The sequence below is a fragment of the Methylobacterium sp. NMS14P genome, from assembly GCF_028583545.1.
GTDB lineage: Bacteria > Pseudomonadota > Alphaproteobacteria > Rhizobiales > Beijerinckiaceae > Methylobacterium.
The window spans coordinates 3,161,167-3,182,346 of sequence record NZ_CP087106.1 but is presented as its reverse complement, the minus strand read 5'-3'; the positions used below and the strand labels follow the sequence as shown (position 1 = coordinate 3,182,346).

The following is a 21,180-nucleotide window of genomic DNA, read 5'->3' as shown; positions in this document are numbered from 1 at the left end:
CGGGGCGGGTCATCGCAGGCCCATGCGGATGCGCGGGTCGAGCCAGACCAGGATCAGGTCCGAGATCAGCATGCCGACCAGGGTCAGGGCCGCGACGAACATCAGGATGAAGCCGGCCATGAACTGGTCCTGGCTGCGCAGGGCTTCGAGGAGCAGCGGCCCGACGGTCGGAAGGCTGAGCACCAGGGAGACCAGCACCGACCCCGAGACGAGGTGCGGCAGCAGGTTGCCGATATCCGCCACGAACGGGTTCAGCGACATCCTGAACGGGTATTTCAGCAGTGCCTGCAGGGGCGGCAGGCCCTTGGCGCGGGCGGTGACCGTGTAGGGCTTGGCCAGCTCGTCCAGCAGGTTGGCGCGCATCCGGCGGATCATGGCCGCGGTCCCGCCGAGGCCGATGACCAGCGTCGGCACGATCAGGTGCGCCATGAGCGAGCGGACCTTCTCCCAGGTCCAGGGCTGGTTGGTGAGGGCCGAGTCGTAGAGGCCGCCGATCGACAGCCCGAACCAGCGGTTGGCGTAGAACAGCAGGATCAGGGCGAGCAGGAAGCCCGGCACCGCGAGGCCGACATAGCCCAGCAGGGTGACGACGGCGTCGCCGAACGTGTTGCGGTGCGTGGCGGAGTAGATCGCCGCCGGGATCGCCACGAGGTGGACGAACACCACCGCCGTCAGGTTGATCAGGAGGGTGAGCCACAGGGCGTCGCCGACCACGTCCGCCACCGGCTTGTCGTACTCGAACGACCAACCCCAGTCGCCCTGCAGCAGCCCCGAGAACCCGATCGATCCGGGCAGCACGCCGATCCACATCAGGTATTGCTGCCAGACCGGCCGGTCGAGCCCGTACTGCTTGATGAGCAACTCGGCCTTCGCCACGGAACTCGCGTCGCCGGTGGCCCGCAGCTCCATGATCCGGTTGGTCAGGTAGTCGCCTGGCGGCAGCTTGATGATCACGAAGACGAGGGCCGAGATGACCAGAAGCGTCACCGCCATGGTGACGACGCGGCGAAGGATCTGGGCGATCACCGGACCTCCGCGCGCTTGTCGGCGCCGGTCTCGGCGCCCCTGTCCCAGAACAGCTCGTCGATGCGCTGCACGCCGATCATCGCGGTGGGTTCCCAGGAATAGAGGGCGCGCTTCGGCAGGTTGATCAGGCGATCGGCGCCGACCACCGGCTGGAGCGCGCCCGCCACCGTGCCGATCACCCAGGTGTTGCGCGCGTGGTTCATCAGCATCTCGCGCCAGATCGCGGCCTGCCGGCCGGCATCGTCGGTGTGGCGCCACTCCCGGTCCAGCGCGATGAGACGCTGAACCTCCGGGACGTCGCAGGGCTCGCCGCTCTTGCCCCGGCTCTCGACGTTCATGCTCCACAAGGGCCAGGAATAGTGCTCCGGCTGGGCCGGGCTCAGCTCCGTCGGCGGCATGATCGCGGTCGGGACGGCGAGGTCGAGGCCCTGGGCAGCGACCATGACGGTCACGCCCGCGATCGAGCGCCGGTGCAGGTTCGTGCGCTCCTGCGGCTTGGTGATCAGGCGGATCCCGACCTCGCGCCAGAACTCCGTGATGAGCAGAAGCGCGTCGAGGACCATCTCGGCCTCGCCGTCGCTCTCCACCACCAGCTCCAGCGCCCGCCCGCCCGGCAGCAGCCGGGTGCCGGACCCGTCGCGGGCCGTGAGCCCGATCTCGTCCAGCAGCTTGGCGGCCTGGGCCGGGTCGTAGGCGGCGTTGAGGGTCCGCATCGCGGGCTCGAACAGTGCGCTCTCCGGCACGATCGTGTCGTTGCCCTCGGTGCCCAGGCCGAACAGGAGCGTGTTGTTCAGGGTCCGCCGATCGATGGCGAGCGACAGGGCGTGCCGGTAACGCGCGTCGCGGTTGAGCTGCCGCCACGCCGGATCGGTCGTGGTCAGGTTCGGGTAGAGCGCGATCTCCGAGCCGCGGGCCACGGGCCACAGGTTGGTGCGGTAGCGGTGCGCCGCCTCACCCTCCTTGAGGCTCGGGATGTCGGGCATCATCAGGCCGCGGAACATCAGGTCCGCCTCGCCGGCATTGGTCTTGGCGACGAGGAGCCCCTGCGAGGCCACGTCCATCACGATAGTGTCGACGTAGGGCAGCTGCGTGCCGGCCGTGTCGACCCGGTGATAGCTGCGGTTGCGCTCGAACCGGAACCGGGTGGCCGGCGAGCGGGTCCGCGGCACCCAGCCCTGGAGGGTCGGGCAGTCCGGGTTATTGAGCTCGTAATTGTCGTCGAGGCGATTGTGCAGGGCGGCCCAGCTGCGGAGCTTCAGCGCCTTGGCCTTCGCGTCGGCCGCATCCTTCCCGATGTAGCGAGCGTGGTACGGCTTGAGATAGTGCGACGGCCGGTAGATCAGCGGGTCGCGCGGCGCCGCCAGGGCCGGCAGGAACATCGGGTTCGGCCGGTCCCAGGTGTAGCGGACGGTGACCGCATCGAGGAACTCGACGGTCGGCAGCTTGTCGTCCACGCGGAAGAAGGCCGGCGGCCCGTCGGGGCTCAGCGCCTTCTCGTTGGCGACGTCCTCCCAGTAGTAGCGGAAATCCTCCGCGGTGAACGGGTGCCCGTCCGACCATCGATGGCCCTGGCGGAGCGTGAAGGTGAAGCGGCCGCCCTCGACGTCGACGCGCTCCAGCACGTCGGGCCGCAGGTTGAGGTCGGCATCGTAGCCGACGAGGCGGGTGTAGCCGTAGACCGACAGGTAGCGGACGTCCCGCGCCTTGGCGATCAGAGTCCGGATCGTGCCGCCCGCGCTGCCGAGGCGGCGTCCGTGGGCCGCGAGGTCGGCCACGTAGGGCGCGGTCGGCGGCCCGGGCGCCTCGGTCGGCGGGGTGTCGGCGAAGGCCCGCGACGGCGCGCGCGACCAGACCGCCGCGGCGCCGAGCCCGGCGAGGAGCGCGCGGCGGGACACGGCGCCGTCCCCTGCGTCGCTGCGCGGGAACGCGGACGGGGCGGCGCTCCCGAGATCCCAGGCCTTCATGGGCTGCCCCGCAGCGTCACGGAGGTGAGCCGCGCGGGCGAGTAGCCGGTCGCCCTGTGCAGGTCGTCGAAGGCGTGGGACCGGGCGATCAGCCCGGCGGCCTGCTGCACCAGGGCGTCGTCGCCCGGCTGCTCGAAGTGGCGGCCGTTCCGCGTCCAGCGGATCGGCTCCGGGCTGCGCTCGGGCCCGGTGATCATCGCGATGGTCGGATGCGCGGGGCCGCCATGGGCGTGGATCCGGTGCCCGGCCGCGTCGTCGTCGAACAGCAGCCGGGTCAGCCCGCGGGCCCGCGCCTCCACGACCCGCCGGCCCTGGGCGACGTGGTCGTCGAAGAACGCGACCGTCCGCGCCGGGTCGAGCACGGACCAGTCGGCGGTCGACCAATCCGCGGTGCTGTAGCGCGCCTGCCGGTCGCGGTACTGCAGGCCCGACAGGTCCGGATCGTGGCAGAAGACCTGCGCCTGCGGGCGGGCCTGCCGGATCACCCAGGTCGTGAGCCCGCGGAAGACGCCCGATTCGATCACGAAGTCGGGCTTCAGCGCCCGCATGGCGACGTAGAGCTGCAGCGCGCCGTTGAAGCCGCTGCCGCCGCGCCGCTGCCGCACGGGGGCGGTGGGTATCAGCGCCCAGAACGCCCGGACCTGCTCGAGCACGTCGCCGTCGGGGACGAGGCCCGCGGCGGCGAGATCGCGGTCCAGGATCGCGGCGGCCGATTCGAGCAGGGTGGCGACTTCGCGCGGCGAGGTCGGCCGGTGACTCCAGTCGGGAGCGGCCGGGACGAGGTCGTAGCCGAGGCGGTCGAAGAGCGGCGACAGCACCTTGCGGCGCAGGCGCTCCAGCATCACGGGCGGCCGGGCCTGCATCACGCGGCCTCCGCCCTGTGGGCGGCGCCGAAGCGCACTCGGTGTCCGGCCTCGACCGGGCGCATCGCGCCGGCCTCGTCCGGGGCCAGGCGGAAGGGCTCCTCCCAGCGGGTCGGGTCGTTGCGGTCGGCGGCGACGGCCGCGAAATCGAGGGGATGGTCCAGGCTCGGATCGGGCACGGCGGCGAGCAGCGCCCGCGTGTAGGGATGGACGGGCCGGCGGAACAGGGCCGCGCGAGGCGCCTCCTCGACGATGCGGCCCCGGCACATCACGCTGATGGTGTCCGCCATGTAGTCGATCACTGCCAGATTGTGGGAAACGATGAGGTAGGAGAGGCCCAGGGCGGCCTGAAGATCCTTGAGCAGATTCAAGATCTGCGCCTGGACCGACACGTCGAGGGCCGAGACCGGCTCGTCGAGCACCAGCAGCCGCGGCTTCGCGGCGAGGGCCCGGGCGATGCCGATGCGCTGCCGCTGCCCGCCGGAGAAGGCGTGCGGGTAGCGGCCGAGAACGCCGGGCTCCAGGCCGACCATGGCCATCAGGGCGCGGCAGCGCTCCCGGCGCTCCGCCGCCGGGACGCCGTGGATCTCCATCGGCTCCGACAGGATCTGCCGGACGGTCATGCGCGGATCGAGGGACGCGTAGGGATCCTGGAACACGAACTGAACCGTGCGGCGGTAGGCGAAGAGGGCGTCGCCGCTCAGGGCGTGGACGTCGCGCGGGCCGCTGCCGTCGTCGAACAGGATCCGCCCGGAATCCGGCCGGAGCGCCCGCATGATCATCTTCGAGACCGTGGTCTTGCCCGACCCGGACTCGCCCACGAGCCCCAGCGTCTGGCCCGCCGCGAGGCTCAAGGAGACGTCGGACACGGCGTGGACGATCCGCGGCTTCTGCCACAGCCGACCGGCGCGCAGCGTGAAGCTCTTGCTCACACCCTCCACCTGGAGGATCGGGCCGGCCAGCGGCGCGGGAGTCTGGCCGGGCGGGATCTCGGCCTTGGCCGGGCGGATCGGCGTCAACCGCTCGCCGGGCGCCATGTCGAAGCGCGGCACCGCGTGGAGAAGCGCGCGGAGATAGGCGTGGCCCGGCGCGCGCATCACCGTATCGCGCGGGCCCGCCTCCACGAGGCGGCCGCGGTAGAGGACGGCCACGTCGTGGGCGATGTTGGCGACCACGCCGAGATCGTGGGTGATTAGCAGGATCGCCATGCCGGTCTCCTCCTGGAGCCGGGCCAGCAGGGCGAGGATCTGAGCCTGGGTGGTGACGTCGAGGGCGGTGGTCGGCTCGTCCGCGACCAAGAGCGCGGGTTTCAGGATCAGCGCCATGGCGATCATGGCGCGCTGGCGAAGGCCGCCGGACAGCTCGAACGGGTAGGTCCGCAAGGCGCGGTGCGGGTCGGGGAAGCCGACCCGGGCCAGAGCCTCCTCGGTCCGGGCATCGGCCTCCTTGCGGTCCGCCCCGGTATGGATCCGCAGCGCCTCGCCGATCTGGTCGCCCACCGTGTGGAGCGGTGACAGGCAGGTCATCGGCTCCTGGAAGATCATGGAGATGCGCTGGCCGCGGATCGCCCGCATCGCCTCTCCCTCGGACGCGAGACGCGCGATGTCGGTCTCGGTCTCGCCGTCCCGGAACAGGATCTGGCCGCGGGTGATGGCCGCGGCGGGCGGCAGGATCCGCAGGATCGCCTGGGCGGTCACCGACTTGCCCGAGCCGGACTCGCCGACGAGGGCGAGGGTGCGGCCGCGGTGCACGTCGAGGGACAGGCCGTGCAGCGCCTCGAACGGACCGCTCTCCGTGCGGAACGCGACCGCGAGGTCGCGGATGGACAATAGCGGGCTCAACCCGTCCTCGCGATCTGTGAGACCTGAGACTTAGATGCCGTCGCCGACATGTCCATCGCGGGCGCGGCGAAGTGTTCCCGAAGATCCACGACCTGTATCGCGGGATGCCCCAGGAGGTTCGCCACCAGCGCGCGGACGAAGCCCCAGACGGCCTCGTCGTGGACGCGGTGATGGGTGAGGAGGCCCAGCGGCCGCTCCGGCGCGCGGGTGATGTCGGCGACGAGGTCGCGCAGCAGAGCTTCCGGATCGCTCAGGGACCGGGAGCCCCGCCAGTCGATCGGGTCGAGGGTGGCGTCGAGGCGGCGCAGACCCGGGATCGACGGACCCGGCACGGCCGAGAGGCCGCGATAGCCGAGATCCGGCAGGGCGGCGGTGAGATCCGGCGCGACGCGGTTCCACGGCGGCACGAAGACCGGCAGCAGCGACGCCGCCGGCAGCCGCTGCCGGGCGATTTGCAGGCCGGCAGCGGCGTCGGCGATCAGGCTGTCGAGGGGTCGGTGCGCGCCGAACTCCGCCCGCTTCTCGCCCGACGGGGCGTGGTTGTGATGGGCGAGGCCGTGGACGGCGACGGATACGCCGACAGCCGCTTCGAGCCGCCGCGGCAGCGAGGCCTCGATGCCGGCCGGAATGGCGGCGAGGAGCAGCGGGACGCCATGGTGCTCGGCGAGACCGATGAGGCGGTCGAGGTCCGGACCGCCCGCGACCGCGTCGTCGTCGCGCCAGAACAGCCGAACGCGCCGGCCCCGCGCCGCCACCGCGTCGAGCGCGCGGTGTACAGAATCGAAGGCCGGATCCGCCGACAGGCTTCGACCGCGGCGCCTTCGCTCACCCTCGTGCAGGGTCTCGACCAGCGCGACCGAGCGCGCGGCACCGCCCAGATCGATCCGGTGGGCCCCGGGCGCGGGGAGGGCGCCCTGCGCCGCGATGGCCTGCACCAGGGTCCCGGGCGTCAGCTCTGACTCCGGCAGCACCCGGGCGAGGCCCCGGGCGGCGAGGCGCTCGGCACGCAGGCGCTGCTCGGTCTCGCCGCCGGCCTCGAAGGGCACGAGGACGGCGGGTGTGCCGGTGGCGAGGAGATCCACGGCCGTGTTGTAGCCGCACTGGCTGACCGAGAGGGCGGAGCCGGCCAGGAGGGCGCGGTAATCGGGCCGGGCGCGGCCGAGGATGCCGGGCGCGAGGCCGCGGCCGATCTCGGACAGCGCTGCCTCGGGCACGCCGTGGCCGGCCAGGATCCGCCAGCCGAGATCCGGCCACTGCCGTGCCGCATCGGCGGCCGCGCGCAGCAGGACCACTCCCGCCGGCCCGGATCCGGCGGCGACCAGCACGCTGCAGCGGTGCGAGGCCGGCGCGGGCGCGGTCCCGTCGTCCACGTAGCCGGTGTAGCGGACCTTCGCGGCGGTCGGCGCGTCGAGGGGCCACGAGGCCTCGAGGGGGATGAGGGCCGGATCGCCGTGCACCAGCACGGCGTCGTAGAGGTGCGCCACCCGCGCGTGCGATTCGGCGACGCGCTGCGGCTTCGTCGAGGCCACGAGGACGTCGCGCACGGAGGCGAGGACGAGCGGGCGCGGCCGGCGGGCGCGAGCCGCCTCCACCAACGCCATGAACTCGGGTGCCAGCGCGCGCCGGCCGAACGGGAACAGCTCGGTGACGACCGCGTCCGGCTCGAAGTCTGCCAGAGCCTCGACCATGAGGGCGCGGCGGCGCTCGAGCAGCGCCGGTCCGGCCGCGTGTCCGTCGGCGTCCAGCAGGGTGGAGAAGTCCGTGCCGGCGATGCGGAGCGGCGGCAGCTGCACGAGGCGCAGGCCGTCCGGGCGGACCATCGGCGCCGGGACGCCGCCCGAGACCAGCACCGTCTCGTGGCCGGCCGCCGCGAAGGCGCGGGCGAGGGCGGCCGCGCGGGTGAGGTGCCCCGCGCCGAGCAGATGCGTGACCGCGATCAGGACGCGCACGCGGACAGCTCCGGTTCGTGGGCAGCGTCGCCCTGCGGCAGACCCGCGGAGGCGCGCAGCCGGCCGGCGATCAGCGCGATCGCCGTTTCCTCGGAGAAGTCCTGCACGAGCCGGGCCAAGGCCGCCGCGCCGAGCCGCTGACGGTGGCCCGGATCGCCCGCGAGACGGGTGAGGGCCCCGGCGAGCGCCGCCGGCTGGCCGGGCGGGACCAGGACGCCGTGGACACCGTCGGTGATGAATTCCGGCGTGCCGGCGAAGGCGGTCGCCAGGATCGGGAGCGTCTGGCTCGCGGCCTCCATCAGCACGTTCGGCAGGCCGTCGCGGTCGCCGCCGGGGGCGGGCTTCGTCGGCAGGACGAAGAGGTCGGCCACGCGCATGGCGTCGATCACCGCGGGCTGCGCCAGCGCGCCGCGGAAACGGACCCGCTCCGCGAGGCCGCCGGCCGCGACCCGCGCCTCCAGGGCCGCGCGCAGCTCGCCGCCGCCGATCAGGTCGAGCTGCCAGTGCAGGTCCGAGGGCAGGGCGGCGAGGGCGTCGATAAGGTCGTCGTGCCCCTTCTTGGCGACGAGCCGGCCGACGCAGAGGAGCCGGAGGGGGCGGTCCGGGTCCGTCCCGTCGCGCGGCTCGCGCGGCGGCGGTGGAATGGGAAAGCGCGCGCGGTCGAGCCCGTGGTAGGCGAGCTGCGTCCGGCCCGGCGCGAGACCCTGCAGGCGGACGAGCCCGTCGCGGGTGCAGGTCACGCCCCATTCGGCGTCGCGCAGCTTCTCGGTCAGTTCCCAGTCGGGCGTCGTCCAGATGTCCTTGGCGTGCGCCGAGAAGCTCCACCGGCGCCCGGTCAGGAGCGCGGCGTAGCGGGCGACGCTGGCAGGCGTGTGCAGGAAATGCACGTGGATATGGGCGACCTCGTCCGGCACTTCCCGGGCGAGGACCAGCGCCTGCCCGAGGCGCCGCAGCCGCGACGCCGTCGGGTCGCGCCGGAGATCGCGGGCGAACAGCGCCAGCAGCGCGGGCAGGTTCGGCCGCCGGAGCGCCGCGCCCAGGCCGCGGAGCACCCGCAGCGGCGCGTCGCGCAGGTACTCGGGCAGGTAGGCGACGTCCGCGCGGATCTGCGCGTGCATGGGATGGCGCGCCCGGTCGGTCGGGCGCCGGAGCGACCAGATCTCAAGGGCCAGGCCGCAGCGCTCGAGCGCCAGCAACTCCTGCGCGATGAAGGTCTCGGAGAGCCGCGGATAGCCCTTCAGCACCACGGCGACCCGCTTGGCGCTCACGAGTAGGCCTTCAGGTACGGGCGGGCTTCCGCGTCCGCGCCGCCGCGGGCGGTCAGCGCCCGGACGCGGCGCGCGACCGCGTCGAGGCCGTCGAGCAGACCCGGCACCAGCACCCGCGACGGCGGGTCCTGTACCTGCAGGTCGCGGAGCGCCGCCGCCATGCGCGCGGGCGCGCGGCCTTCCGCCTCCATCAGCACCCGCGCGAGGCCGAGCCGCTCGGCCGCGACTGCCCGGATCGCCTGCTCCCGCCGTGGCTCGGTCCGGGGCACGAGGATCGCCCGGCGGTCGAACGACAGGATCTCGCAGAAGGTGTTGTAGCCCCCCATGGCGACGACGCCGGCGGCCTTGCGCATCAGGAACTCGATCTCGCTGTCGAAGGTGATGGCCGCGATCCGGTCGCCGAGGCGGCGGATGCGCGCCGCGAACGCGTCCCGGGTCCCGGCATCGAGGAAGGGACCGAAGGCGATGAGCGCGGGCAGCGGGATCGCGGGATCGGCCTCGTAGGCGGCGATCACCCAGTCGATCAGGGCGGCCCCGTCGCCGCCGCCGCCCGGCGTCACCAGGATGAACGGGGCGTCGGCGATCGGGGGCTCCTCGCGGCCGGCGCGGCGCTCCGGGAGGTCCCGGCGGAGATAGCCTGTGTAGATCAGGCGCCCGTCGATGCGGGCGGCCATCTCGGGCTCCATCGGCAGCGCCGCCAGGGGCTCGTGGATGCGGCTCAGGCCGTAGACCCAGATCTCGTCGTAGAAGCGCGCCATGGTCTCGGCCGCGCCCTTGCGCTCCCATTCGGGGACGAGGCGGTCGGCGTCGTCGAGGACGTCGCGCAGGCCCAGGACGAGGCGGATGTCGCGGGCGGCGGCCTGCTCCAGCACCGGCAGCAGCTCGCCGTGGAAGCCGGCCGGTTCCTTGTCGACGATTATCAGGTCCGGGCGAAAGGCGGCGCTGGCCTGGGCGATGATCGCGGAGCGCTGCTCGACGGTGCGCGCCAGCGGCGTCGCGCCGTCCAGGCTGGCATAGCCGCCGTCGGCGAACTTGGTCACCGGCGGCAGCCGGACCGTCCGGACGCCCGGTGCGAAGGCGAAGCGGTCGACCACCGGCGAGCCCGAGACGATCATCGCCCGGGCGCCGCGATTGCACGCCACGATCGCGTTGGCGATCGCCCGCGAGCGGCGCAGATGCCCGAGCCCGAAAGTATCGTGGCTGTAGATCAGGACGCGCGGGGCCGATGACGCCTCGTCCAGTCGCATCGATGTGATCGCCCCGGTTTGACGGCGCGAGGATCGCAGCCGCCGCCCTCTTGCACAAGCCGGGCCGGGCCGCAAACACTCCTGTTAACGGGCCCGGAACCGCGCGCGCCTAGGCTGTCGCGGAATCCGGACGCGGAAATCCTCCGTCATGCCTGCGCCCATCGAGACCCGCGCGCCGGGCTCACCGCCAGCACGCGCAGCCGCGCTCTGGTCAGATCTCGCGGATCTCCTGAGCAGCGACGCCCGTCTGCTCGCGTTCGCCAGGCGGGCGGCCTGGGTGCTGGTCCCGTTCGGCCTCGCCATGGTCCTTCTGGTCTACGGGACCGGCCCGGAGCCGCGGCGCAACTGGTACGGCGACCCGCTCGGCAACGACTTCGTCCAGGTCTGGGTGGCGGGCCGTTCGGCGCTGGAGGGGCAAGCAGCGGAGCCCTACGACCTGCCGGTGCATCTGGCGAACCTGAAGGCGGCCTGCGGGCAGGAATGCCGTTTCGCTTGGCACTATCCGCCGGTGTTCCTCCTGCCGGCGGCCGCGATGGCGCTGCTGGACCTGCAGCCGGCATACCTGCTCTGGACCGCGCTCTCCCTCGCCCTGTTCGCGCTCGCGATGCGGGTGGCGGCCGGCCGGCGGGACTTGGCCTTGATCGTGCTCGCGCACCCGCTGGTGCTCTGCAACCTCGCCTACGGCCAGAACGGCCTGTTCACCGCGTCGCTGCTGACCCTCGGCGCGGTGCTCGTCGATCGTCGCCCGTGGCTGGCCGGCCTCTGCTTCGGCCTGCTGGCCTACAAGCCGCACTTCGCTGCGCTGGCCCCTCTGCTCCTGCTCGTGACGGGGCGGCGAGACTGTCTGGTCGCCTGCGTGTCGACGGTGCTGGCCCTCTGCCTCGCGTCGCTCGCGCTGTTCGGGACCGCGCCGTGGATCGGCTTCTTCGGCACGCTGGGGGATACGAACCGGATCATCCTGCGGAACGCGGCGGCGGGCCTCGACCTCAACGCCAGCGCGTTCGGCGCGGTGCGCCTGCTCGGCGGCTCGATGATCGCCGCCTGGACGGCGCAGGGAATCGTCGCCGCGCTGGCGCTCGGCCTCGCGTGCCGCGCGTGGTGCCGGCCCTGCGACCCGACGCTGCGGGCGGCAGCGCTCGTCGTCTCTGCGCCGCTGCTGTCACCCTACCTCCCGGTCTACGACCTGGCGCCGCTCGTTCCGGCGGCGCTCCTGCTGGCGCTCGCCGCGCACCGGGCCGGCGGTTTGCGTCCGTACGAGCGGGCCCTGCTCTGCGCGGTACCGCTCTTCGCGGTCGTCCGGGAGGCGGCGGGAATGGCCGGCTTTCCCCTGGGCCTCGTGCTGAGCCTCGCGACGTTCGCCTGCATCGCCGGGCGCACCGGACCGCGGAGCCTGTCCCCGGACCGGCAGCGATCCGGGGCGGGCGGCGTCGAGGCCCGCGCTCTCACGGTGCCAGCGGCCGCGGGATCCGGAACGGCAGCATGAGCCGCACCATCGGGTTGCGGAACCGGTCGAGCGACAGGCTCTCGTGCATGGCCCGCACCGGCTCGCCGCCGAGCGTCGAGGCGAGCAGCGAGCGGGCGTAGAACGGCGTGTCCTCGTAGGTCGCCAGCACCCGCGACCGGCCGCCGTCGCTGCGGGTCTCGCGCGGCATCCGCCAGAAGCGCGTCGCCGGAAGCGCCGCGCCGGGCGGCGGCCGGATCTCGCGGCGGCTGCCGTCGGCGGAGAACCGGAGCGACAGGTTCTGGCCGCCGCCGTCGCGGTGACGGACATCGTACAGGATCGCCGCGCCGTCCGGCAGATCGGCCCGGCACCAGGTCCATCGCGAGAACGCGGCCTCCAGAGGCTCGTCACCGTCGTTGGTGTCGAAGTAGCCGCTGCCGCTCCAGCGGAGGTCCGGCTGGTCGAAGTCCACCTCGACCCGCGAGGACGGCGACATCGGCCACCAGCGGTGGCGGCCGGCCCGGTCGAGATGGAACGGGCCCGCCGTGAACCCGCGCGGCTCGAGGCGCACCGTGCCGCGGATCCTGCGGGGCAGGGGGGCACCGCGCTCGTCGATCCGCACCGTGAGCGCCGTGCCGTCCCAGTGCATGGCGCTCGGGCCCACGGCGATGTGGTCGGCGCTGCGCGACAGGCTGGCGGCGCGGCGCTCGGTCATCGCGAACCTGCCGCGGTCACCGTAGAGCACCACGTTCATGGCGCAGTGGGCGAAGGGGTCCTTCTCGGCGCTCCAGGCGTAGTAGGGCGAGAACACGCTGCCGATGAAGGCGATGATCGTGAGACCCTGGCGGCCGTCGTCGCTCACCGCATCGACGTACCACCACGCGTAGCCGCCCCGCGCGACCGCGCCATCGAATCGCGGTCGTCCAGGATCGCTGCCGCTGCCAGCCGCCCCGACTGCGCCGCCATCGGCACGCCCGGGCCGGGATGGATCGAGCCCCCCGCGAGATAGAGGCCCGGCAGCGCCGTCCGCGCGCCCGCGCGCTTGAAGGTCGTCGCCCAGCCCTGCGCCGCCCGTCCGTAGAGGGCTCCGCCCGTCCCGGGGAAGAGGGCGTCGAAGTCCCGCGGCGTCGTCGTGACCGCCGACGACGTGAAGTCCAGGGTGAGCCCGCAGGCCTCCAGCCGGCGGATCATGTTCCTCTCGCATCTCTCGGTCTCCGGCGGCGTGAGGGGTCTTTCCCGGCCATCCGCCGGAGCGTTGACGAGCAAGAGCAGACGTTCCGGCCCCTGCGGCGCGGCACCCGCCGCGTCCCGGTCCTGGGCACAGACGTAGACGGTGGGGTCGTCGGGCAGGCGGCGGGCGCGCAGCAGCGTGTCGAACTCGGCCCGGTAGTCGCGCGAGAAGAAGACCGTGTGGTGCGCCAGCGGGAAACCCGCCGGCACCGCCTCCGCGCAGATCGTGACGGCGGAGAGCGAGCGCTCTCCGGGAGCCAGCCGCTCGCCGGCGGCGGCGGTCTCGGGCCCGAGCAGGCCCGCGCCCAGGGCGGCGCAGTCCGCGTTGCAGACGACGTAGTCGGCGGGCACCGTCGCGCCGTCGGTCAGGCGCACCCCGGTGACGCGGCCGCTGTCCGTGACGATCCGCGCGACCTCCGCTCCGTAGCGGACGGTCGCGCCCCGCTCGGCGGCCAGATCGGCCACTGCCCGCGCGAGGCCACTGAGCCCTCCCGCGACGGTCCAGACGCCGGCCTGCTCCACATGGGCGACGAGCATCAGCGTCGCCGGTGCCGTGAAGGGCGAGGCGCCGCAATAGGTGGCGTAGCGGCCGAACAGCTGCAGCAGCCGCGGGTCGCGGAAATACGCGCCCAGGGCCGACCAGAGCGTCGTGAAGGGCTGGATCCGCCAGAGATCGCCGAGGCCCGACAGCCCGACCCGCTGCGCGAGGCCGGCGGGACCCGTCCGGCCCTCGCGGATGAAGGGCCCTTCGAGGGTGCGGTAGACCTCGGCCGAGCGGGCGCAGAAGCGCCGGTATCCGTCCGCCTCGCGCGGTCCCGCGAAGGCCGCGATCGCGGCCGCCGACGCGTCGATATCGGCGAAGAGGTCGAGACGCGCGTCGCGGCTCCAGGCGTGGCGGGCGAGGAGCCGGGCCGGTGCCAGGGCGATCCGGTCGCCGAGCTCGGCGCCGCACTCGGCGAACAGCTCCTCGAAGACCCAGCGCATCGTGAAGACGGTCGGGCCGGCCTCGACGGCGCGGCCCCCGACCGGGACGGCGCGCATCTTCCCGCCGGGACCCTGCGCGCGCTCGAGGACGGTCGTGTCGAGACCGGCATGGGCGAGCCGGAGGGCGGCGGCGAGGCCGCCGATCCCGGCACCGATCACGACGACGCGCTCCTGCGCCACGGCCGCTCCGAACTCCCCCGTCACGGGATTGATCTCCCCTCCGCAAAGTGTCAATAAGAAATGACACTTGTTGCTGACAACCGCATACAACACGGGAGGCAACGCGATGGAGTCCGGTCGGCGGATCGAGATGGCGCTGGATCGCGCCGTTGCGCACGCGGAGGCGCCCGGCGCGCCGCCCCTTCTGGCAGAGGCACTCCGGTACGCGGTGTTTCCGGGCGGCCACCGGATCCGGCCGCGCCTGTGCCTCTCGGTGGCCCGCGCCTGCGGGGACGACGACCCGGCGGGGTCCGTCGCGGCCGCCGCCGCCATCGAGTTCCTGCACTGCGCGTCCCTGGTCCACGACGACCTGCCGTGCTTCGACGACGCGCCGATGCGGCGGCAGAAGCCCTCCGTCCACGTCGCCTTCGGCGAGCCGATCGCCGTCCTGACCGGCGACGCCCTCATCGTCCTCGCCTTCGAAACCCTCGCACGATCCGTCGGGCGGCATCCGACGCGCCTCGGTCGGCTCGTCGGGCTCCTCGGCCGCGCCGCCGGGTCGCCGTCCGGCATCGCGGCCGGGCAGGCCTGGGAATCGGAGGCCCATATCAGCCTCAGCGACTACCAGCAGGCGAAGACGGGCGCGCTGTTCGCCGCCGCCACCGTGGCCGGCGCCGCCGCCGCGGGGGCGGAGCCGGAGCCCTGGCGACGCCTCGGCGAGTGCCTGGGCGAGGCCTATCAGGTCGCCGACGACCTGCGCGACGTCGCCTGCCGGCAGGAGGAGATCGGCAAACCCGCCGGGCGCGACGCCACGCTGGGCCGTCCCAACGCCGCCGCCCTCCTGGGCACCGGCGGCGCGATGGAGCGCCTGTCTCGGCTGACCCACGAGGCGGTCGCGGCGATCCCGGCCTGTCCGGGCGCGGCGGCGCTCACCGCCGAGATCGAGACGCAGGCGCGGCTGTTCCTGCCCGCGAGCCTGCGGGCGGTGGCGGTCTGAGCGCCGGATCGCTCCCCGGAACCGGCACGGTGCCGCCCGTCCCGCGCGTCCGGGCGGACAGGTGGCTCGCGTGGCGCAATCGCCTCGTCGCGAGCCCCCGCTTCCAGCGCTGGGCGGCGGGTTTTCCGCTGACCCGCCGCATCGCGCAGCGCAACACGCGCGCGCTGTTCGATCTCTGCGCCGGCTTCGTCTACGCGCAGGTTCTGACCGCCTGCATCCGCCTCGACCTGTTCGCGATCCTCGCCGAGGGCCCCCTGACAGTCGACGCGTTGGCGCGCCGGCTCGACCTCCCGCCGGACGCGGCGCGGCGCCTGCTGCGCGCCGCCGAGTCCCTCGCGCTGCTGCGCGCCCTGTCGGGCGACCGGTTCGGGCTGGCCGACCTGGGCGCCGCGCTCGTCGGCAATCCCGGCATCGCCGCCATGATCGAGCATCACGCGCTGCTCTACGCCGATCTGGCGGACCCGGTCGCGCTGCTGCGCGGACAGGCCCAGCCGACCCGCCTCGCGGGCTACTGGCCCTACGCGGCGGGCGCGGCCGGCGACGCGCAGACGGTGGCCCCCTACAGCGGCCTGATGGGCGCGTCGCAGGCGCTGATCGCCGAGGACGTGCTCGACGCCTGCGATCTGTCGCGCGTCCGGCATCTCATGGATGTCGGCGGCGGCGAGGGCGCCTTCCTGCAGGCCCTGGCGATGCGGCACGCGGCACCCCGCCTGACCCTGTTCGACCTGCCGGCCGTCGCCGACCGCGCCGCCGCGCGTCTCGGGCAATCCGGCCTCGGCGAGAGAATCGCCTGCCGCGGTGGCGACTTCCACGACGGGCTGCCCGCGGGCGCCGACACGATCTCCCTGGTGCGGATCGTCCACGATCACGACGACGTCCCGGCGCAGGCGCTGCTCAGGGCAGCGTACGCCGCGCTGCCGCCGGGCGGCACGCTCCTGATCGCCGAGCCCATGGCCGGGACGCCCGGCGCCGAGCCGGTCGGCGACGCCTATTTCGGCTTCTACCTCCTGGCGATGGGCTCCGGCCGGCCGCGCCGCGCCGAGGAGCTCTGCGCGATGCTCGCGGCCGCAGGTTTCACCGCCACGCGCGAGCATCCGACACGACGCCCCCTGCTCGCGCGGGTGCTCAGAGCCCAAAAAACAGGCTCAGGAAAGTAAGTGTGACTTGACGCTGAACTGTGTCTATCTAGGATGACACATAGCGGCTTCGCACCAGAGAGAGTCGCAACGCAAAGGGTGGACGATTCCAGCCATGGACGCTCTGGCCGTCATTCTGGAAAACCCGGAGCACCTCTCGGTTCAGCGCCTGGCACTGACGCCGCCCGGTGACGCGGACGCGGTCGTTGCCGTGTCCTGGAGCGGGATCAGCACGGGCACCGAGCGCCTACTCTGGTCAGGGCGGATGCCGCCGTTCCCCGGCATGGGGTACCCGCTGGTGCCCGGCTACGAATCCGTCGGGACCGTCGTGGAGGCGGATGCCGGCGCCACGGTCCGGGTCGGCCAGACCGTCTACGTCCCGGGGGCCCGCTGCTTCGGTTCCGTCCGCGGCCTGTTCGGGGGTGCGGCGTCCCATCTGGTCGCCCCGGCCGCGCGCCTCGTGCCGGTGGACGAGGCCCTGGGTGAGCAGGCCTGCCTCCTGGCTCTGGCCGCAACGGCCCATCGCGCCCTCGGACGCCTCGTCCCCGGCGCGACGCCGCTCATCGTCGGACACGGCGTGCTCGGCCGCCTCCTCGCCCGGCTGACCCTGGCGGCGGGCGCCGCACCCACCGTCTGGGAGACGGATCCCGTCCGCGCCGCGGGCGACCACGGCTACACGGTCGTCGCGCCCGACGCGGATCCGCGTCGCGACTACGCGACGATCACGGATGTCAGCGGGAACGCCGCCGGCCTCGACGAGCTGATCGCCCGAATGGCACCGGGGGGCGAGATCGTCCTCGCCGGGTTCTACGAGGCGCCCCTCAGCTTCGCCTTCCCGCCCGCCTTCATGCGTGAGGCCCGGATCCGGATCTCCGCAGAGTTCCGGCCCGAGGACACGGCGGCGGTGACGCGTCTGATCGACAGCGGCCGGCTCTCGCTCGATGGGCTGATTACCCACCGTGCCCCGGCGGCACAGGCCCAGTACGCCTACCGCACCGCGTTCGCGGATCCGGGCTGCCTGAAGATGATCCTCGACTGGAGGGACGCCGCGTGAACGTTCAGCTCAACAAGGCCGCCCTGTCCCAAGCGACCCAGCTCCGCGCCGAGGCCGCGATCGAACCCGATGCGGTCGCCACCGCGCCGGCGAAGAAGGAGACGCAGATCATCGCGATCTACGGCAAGGGCGGCATCGGCAAGTCGTTCACGCTCGCCAATCTCAGCTACATGATGGCCCAGCAGGGCAAGAAGGTCCTGCTGATCGGCTGCGACCCGAAGAGCGACACGACCTCGCTCCTCTTCGGCGGCAAGGCCTGCCCGACGATCATCGAGACCTCGACCAAGAAGAAGCTCGCCGGCGAGGCGGTCGCCATCGGCGACGTCTGCTTCAAGCGCGACGGCGTCTACGCCATGGAGCTCGGCGGGCCGGAGGTCGGGCGCGGCTGCGGCGGACGCGGCATCATCCACGGCTTCGAGCTACTCGAGAAGCTCGGGTTCCACGAGTGGGGCTTCGACTTCGTCCTGCTCGACTTCCTGGGCGACGTGGTCTGCGGCGGCTTCGGCCTGCCGATCGCCCGGGACATGTGCCAGAAGGTCATCGTCGTCGGCTCGAACGACCTGCAGTCGCTCTACGTCGCCAACAACGTCTGCTCCGCGGTGGAGTATTTCCGCAAGCTCGGCGGCAATGTCGGCGTCGGCGGCCTCGTGATCAACAAGGATGACGGCACCGGCGAGGCGCAGGCCTTCGCGGAGGCCGCCGGCATCCCGGTCCTGGCCTCGATCCCGGCCGACGAGGACATCCGCCGCAAGAGCGCCAATTACGAGATCATCGGCAAGCCGGAGGGGCGCTGGGGCACCCTGTTCGCGGAACTCGCCGCGAACGTCGCCGAGGCCGCGCCGCACCGCCCGACGCCGCTCTCGCAGGACGGGCTGCTCGGCCTGTTCTCCAGCGAGACCACGGGCCGCGACGTGGTCCTGGTCCCCGCGACCCACGAGGACATGTGCGGCGTCGCCCACGTGACCAAGCCGTCCCTCGAAGTCATGTACGACGAGGTCTGACGCGCATGGCCGTCTCCCTCGACATCGCCGATCTGCGGGCCCGCAAGGCGCCGGCCAACGTCGACTTCGCCGCCGCGCAGAGCGACGGCCTGGGCTGCCACGCAGGCAAGGACGCGATGGTGGCGGCCGCTGAGGCCGCCGGCATGTCGGAGACCCTGGCGCAGCTCCGCAGCGACTATCCGCAGGGACCGCACGACCAGCCGCAGAGCATGTGCCCGGCCTTCGGCTCGCTGCGCGTCGGCCTGCGCATGCGGCGCACGGCGACGATCCTGTCGGGTTCGGCCTGCTGCGTGTACGGCCTGACCTTCACGTCGCACTTCTACGGGGCGCGGCGCAGCGTCGGCTACGTGCCGTTCAACTCCGAGACTCTCGTCACCGGCAAGCTGTTCGAGGACATCCGCGAGGCGGTCCACGCCACCGCGAAGCCCGACGATTACGACGCCGTCGTGGTCATCAACCTCTGCGTCCCGACCGCCTCCGGCGTGCCGCTCCGGCTGCTGCCGAAGGAGATCGACGGCGTCCGGGTGATCGGCATCGACGTGCCGGGCTTCGGCGTGCCGACCCATGCCGAGGCCAAGGACGTCCTGGCCGGCGCGATGCTGAAGGTCGCGCGCTCGGAAGCCGAGCAGGGCCCGGTTGCGGCGCCGCGCGGTGGACGTTCCGAGCGCCCGAGCGTGGCGCTCCTCGGCGAGGTGTTTCCGGCCGACCCGGTGGTGATCGGCTCGCTCCTGGAGCCGCTGGGGCTGGCCGCCGGCCCGGTGGTGCCGACCCGCGAGTGGCGCGAGCTCTACGCCGCCCTCGACTGCGCCGCGGTGGCGGCGATCCACCCGTTCTACACGGCCTCGATCCGCGAGTTCGAGGCGGCGGGCCGCCCGGTCGTCGGCTCGGCGCCCGTGGGCGTCGACGGCACCGCCGACTGGCTCGACCGGATCGGCGCGGCCTGCGGGGTGGCGCGGGCCACCGTCGAGGCGGCCAAGAACAAGATCCTGCCCGGCATTCGCGGGGCGCTCGGCGCAATGCCGATCAAGGGACGGATCACGCTCTCGGGCTACGAGGGGTCGGAGCTGCTGGTGGCCCGCCTCCTCGTCGAGAGCGGCGCCGAGGTTCCGTACGTCGGCACGGCGTGCCCGCGGACGCCCTGGTCCGAGTCGGACCGCGACTGGCTGGAGGCCCGCGGCACGCAGGTGCATTACCGGGCCTCGCTCGAGGACGATCTCTACGCCCTCGACACGCTGAAGCCCGACCTCGCCATCGGCACGACCCCGGTCGTGCAGCGGGCCAAGGAGCGCGGCACCCCGGCGCTCTACTTCACCAACCTGATCTCGGCCCGGCCGCTGATGGGTGCGGCCGGCGCCGGGTCGCTCGCCACGGTGATCAACGCCGCCCTCGGGAACAGGGCGCGCTTCGACGCCATGCGCGACTTCTTCGAGGGCGTCGGCACCGGCCACGCCGCTGGCGTCTGGCAGGAGGTGCCGCAGAAGCGCCAGGGACCGAAGATCGAGGGTCCGAAGAAGCCGATCGGGGAGATGGCCTGATGCTCATCCTCGATCACGACAGGGCCGGCGGCTACTGGGGCGCGGTCTACGTCTTCACGGCGATCAAGGGCCTGCAAGTCGTCATCGACGGTCCCGTCGGCTGCGAGAACCTGCCGGTCACCTCAGTCCTGCATTACACCGACGCGCTGCCGCCGCACGAATTGCCTATCGTGGTGACCGGGCTCGCCGAGGAGGAACTCGGCCGGCACGGGACCGAGGGCGCGATGAAGCGCGCCCACGCCACCCTCGATCCGGGCCAGCCCAGCGTGGTGGTCACCGGCTCCATCGCCGAGATGATCGGCGGCGGCGTGACCCCCGAGGGCACCGGCCTCCAGCGCTTCCTGCCGCGCACCATCGACGAGGACCAGTGGCAGGCCGCCGACCGGGCGATGCGCTGGCTCTGGCAGGAATACGGGGCGAAGAAGTTCGCCAAGAAGGGCATCCCGGCCCGGCCCGAGAAGAAGCCCGGCGAGAAGCCGCGGGTGAACCTGATCGGCCCGGCCTACGGCACCTTCAACATGCCGTCCGACCTCGCCGAGATCCGCCGGCTGGTCGAGGGCATCGGCGCCGAGGTGAACCTCACCTTCCCGCTCGGCGCGCACCTCGCCGACGTGCCGAAGCTGGTCAACGCCGACGCCAATGTCTGCCTCTACCGGGAGTTCGGCCGCCTGCTCTGCGAGGATCTCGAGCGGCCCTACCTCCAGGCGCCGATCGGCATCCTGTCGACGACCAAGTTCCTGCGCTCGCTCGGCGCGATCCTGGGCCTCGATCCCGAGCCGTTCATCGAGCGGGAGCGGCACACGACCATCAAGCCGGTCTGGGATCTCTGGCGCTCGGTGACCCAGGACTTCTTCGGCACCGCGAGCTTCGGCATCGTCGCCACCGAGACCTACGCGCGCGGCGTGCGCCACTTCCTCGAAGACGAGATGGGCCTGCCCTGCCACTTCGCCTTCGGGCGCTCGGCCGGTCTGAAGCCCGACAATGTGGCCGTCCGCGCCGCCATCGCGGCCAAGCCGCCGCTGGTGCTGTTCGGTTCGTTCAACGAGCGCATGTACCTCGCCGAGACCGGAGCCCGGGCAGCCTACGTCCCGGCCTCGTTCCCCGGCGCCATCATCCGGCGGCACACCGGCACGCCCTTCATGGGCTACGCCGGGGCGACCTACCTGGTCCAGGAGGTCTGCAACGCCCTGTTCGACACCCTCTTCCACATCCTGCCGCTCGCCCGCGACATGGACAAGGTCGAGGCGACACCGGCCCGGCGCCACGCCGAGCTGCCGTGGGACGAGGCCGCCCGGCAGGCGCTCGACGCCCTGGTCGAGGCCCAGCCGGTGCTCGCCCGCATCTCCGCCGCCAAGCGCCTGCGCGACGCCGCCGAGCGGGCTGCCCGGGACACCGAGGCCGCCGCCGTGGCGCCCGCCCACGTGGCGCGGGCCCGGGCCGCCCTCGCGGCGGGTGTCCCGGCATGAGCCGCCTTTCCGTTTCACC

At 73.0% G+C, this 21,180-nt stretch carries 16 protein-coding genes; 7 read left to right on the top strand and 9 right to left on the bottom strand.

Features of this window, described 5'->3' with window-relative positions; genetic code table 11:
- Nucleotides 1–9: 9 nt before the first annotated feature.
- The 7 genes from LOK46_RS15330 to LOK46_RS15300 are packed head-to-tail and all read right to left on the bottom strand — an operon-like array spanning nucleotide 10 to nucleotide 10,158.
- Nucleotides 10–1,026, bottom strand: a complete 1,017-nt coding sequence (locus LOK46_RS15330) for an ABC transporter permease (RefSeq protein WP_273558456.1) — start codon at nucleotides 1,024–1,026, stop codon at nucleotides 10–12.
- Entirely contained in the window at nucleotides 1,023–2,990 is a 1,968-nt protein-coding gene (locus LOK46_RS15325) for an ABC transporter substrate-binding protein (RefSeq protein ID WP_273558454.1), read from the bottom strand. The genes LOK46_RS15330 and LOK46_RS15325 overlap by 4 nt, the downstream gene beginning before the upstream one ends.
- Nucleotides 2,987–3,853: a hypothetical protein gene (locus LOK46_RS15320; RefSeq protein WP_273558452.1), complete on the bottom strand. Its 867-nt coding sequence runs from the start codon at nucleotides 3,851–3,853 to the stop codon at nucleotides 2,987–2,989. Before LOK46_RS15320 ends, LOK46_RS15325 begins: the two co-directional genes overlap by 4 nt.
- Nucleotides 3,853–5,694, bottom strand: coding sequence for an ABC transporter ATP-binding protein (locus LOK46_RS15315; RefSeq protein ID WP_273558450.1), 1,842 nt, complete (start codon nucleotides 5,692–5,694; stop codon nucleotides 3,853–3,855). Before LOK46_RS15315 ends, LOK46_RS15320 begins: the two co-directional genes overlap by 1 nt.
- Nucleotides 5,691–7,643: a glycosyltransferase gene (locus LOK46_RS15310; RefSeq protein ID WP_273558448.1), complete on the bottom strand. Its 1,953-nt coding sequence runs from the start codon at nucleotides 7,641–7,643 to the stop codon at nucleotides 5,691–5,693. The genes LOK46_RS15315 and LOK46_RS15310 overlap by 4 nt, the downstream gene beginning before the upstream one ends.
- Nucleotides 7,631–8,911 carry a glycosyltransferase family 4 protein gene (locus LOK46_RS15305; RefSeq protein WP_273558446.1) on the bottom strand — a complete coding sequence of 427 codons (1,281 nt, stop codon included), beginning with the start codon at nucleotides 8,909–8,911 and terminating at the stop codon, nucleotides 7,631–7,633. The genes LOK46_RS15310 and LOK46_RS15305 overlap by 13 nt, the downstream gene beginning before the upstream one ends.
- A complete protein-coding gene (locus LOK46_RS15300; protein WP_273558444.1) occupies nucleotides 8,908–10,158 on the bottom strand; it encodes a glycosyltransferase family protein in 1,251 nt (416 codons plus the stop codon). Before LOK46_RS15300 ends, LOK46_RS15305 begins: the two co-directional genes overlap by 4 nt.
- 148 nt (nucleotides 10,159–10,306) lie before the next feature.
- On the opposite strand from LOK46_RS15300, the gene LOK46_RS15295 reads away from it, so the two are divergent.
- Nucleotides 10,307–11,641 (top strand): glycosyltransferase family 87 protein, encoded by a 1,335-nt coding sequence (locus LOK46_RS15295; protein ID WP_273558442.1) that lies wholly within the window; start codon nucleotides 10,307–10,309, stop codon nucleotides 11,639–11,641.
- On the opposite strand, the gene LOK46_RS15290 is transcribed toward LOK46_RS15295, so the two are convergent.
- The gene (locus tag LOK46_RS15290; RefSeq protein ID WP_273558440.1) at nucleotides 11,601–12,461 is read right to left on the bottom strand and encodes a carotenoid 1,2-hydratase; all 861 of its coding nucleotides are present in this window, start codon (nucleotides 12,459–12,461) and stop codon (nucleotides 11,601–11,603) included. The two genes, LOK46_RS15295 and LOK46_RS15290, sit on opposite strands and share 41 nt — an antisense overlap.
- Entirely contained in the window at nucleotides 12,458–14,017 is a 1,560-nt protein-coding gene (gene crtD, locus LOK46_RS15285) for a 1-hydroxycarotenoid 3,4-desaturase CrtD (RefSeq protein WP_443192818.1), read from the bottom strand. Before crtD ends, LOK46_RS15290 begins: the two co-directional genes overlap by 4 nt.
- Nucleotides 14,018–14,099: 82 nt before the next feature.
- Between crtD and LOK46_RS15280 the strand changes: the two genes are divergently transcribed.
- The 6 genes from LOK46_RS15280 to bchZ all read left to right on the top strand — a co-directional run bounded on the left by LOK46_RS15280 (nucleotide 14,100) and on the right by bchZ (nucleotide 21,161).
- Nucleotides 14,100–14,969 carry a polyprenyl synthetase family protein gene (locus LOK46_RS15280; protein ID WP_273558438.1) on the top strand — a complete coding sequence of 290 codons (870 nt, stop codon included), beginning with the start codon at nucleotides 14,100–14,102 and terminating at the stop codon, nucleotides 14,967–14,969.
- A 29-nt stretch (nucleotides 14,970–14,998) separates the two neighbouring features.
- A complete protein-coding gene (locus LOK46_RS15275; RefSeq protein WP_273558436.1) occupies nucleotides 14,999–16,126 on the top strand; it encodes a methyltransferase in 1,128 nt (375 codons plus the stop codon).
- A 94-nt stretch (nucleotides 16,127–16,220) separates the two neighbouring features.
- Nucleotides 16,221–17,159: a chlorophyll synthesis pathway protein BchC gene (gene bchC, locus LOK46_RS15270; RefSeq protein ID WP_273558434.1), complete on the top strand. Its 939-nt coding sequence runs from the start codon at nucleotides 16,221–16,223 to the stop codon at nucleotides 17,157–17,159.
- Nucleotides 17,156–18,160, top strand: a complete 1,005-nt coding sequence (locus tag LOK46_RS15265; protein WP_273558432.1) for a chlorophyllide a reductase iron protein subunit X — start codon at nucleotides 17,156–17,158, stop codon at nucleotides 18,158–18,160. The genes bchC and LOK46_RS15265 overlap by 4 nt, the downstream gene beginning before the upstream one ends.
- A gap of 5 nt (nucleotides 18,161–18,165) precedes the next feature.
- Complete coding sequence (gene bchY, locus LOK46_RS15260; protein ID WP_273558430.1) at nucleotides 18,166–19,695, top strand: chlorophyllide a reductase subunit Y; 1,530 nt, start codon at nucleotides 18,166–18,168, stop codon at nucleotides 19,693–19,695.
- The gene (bchZ, locus tag LOK46_RS15255; protein WP_273558428.1) at nucleotides 19,695–21,161 is read left to right on the top strand and encodes a chlorophyllide a reductase subunit Z; all 1,467 of its coding nucleotides are present in this window, start codon (nucleotides 19,695–19,697) and stop codon (nucleotides 21,159–21,161) included. Before bchY ends, bchZ begins: the two co-directional genes overlap by 1 nt.
- The last annotated feature ends 19 nt before the right edge of the window (nucleotides 21,162–21,180 follow it).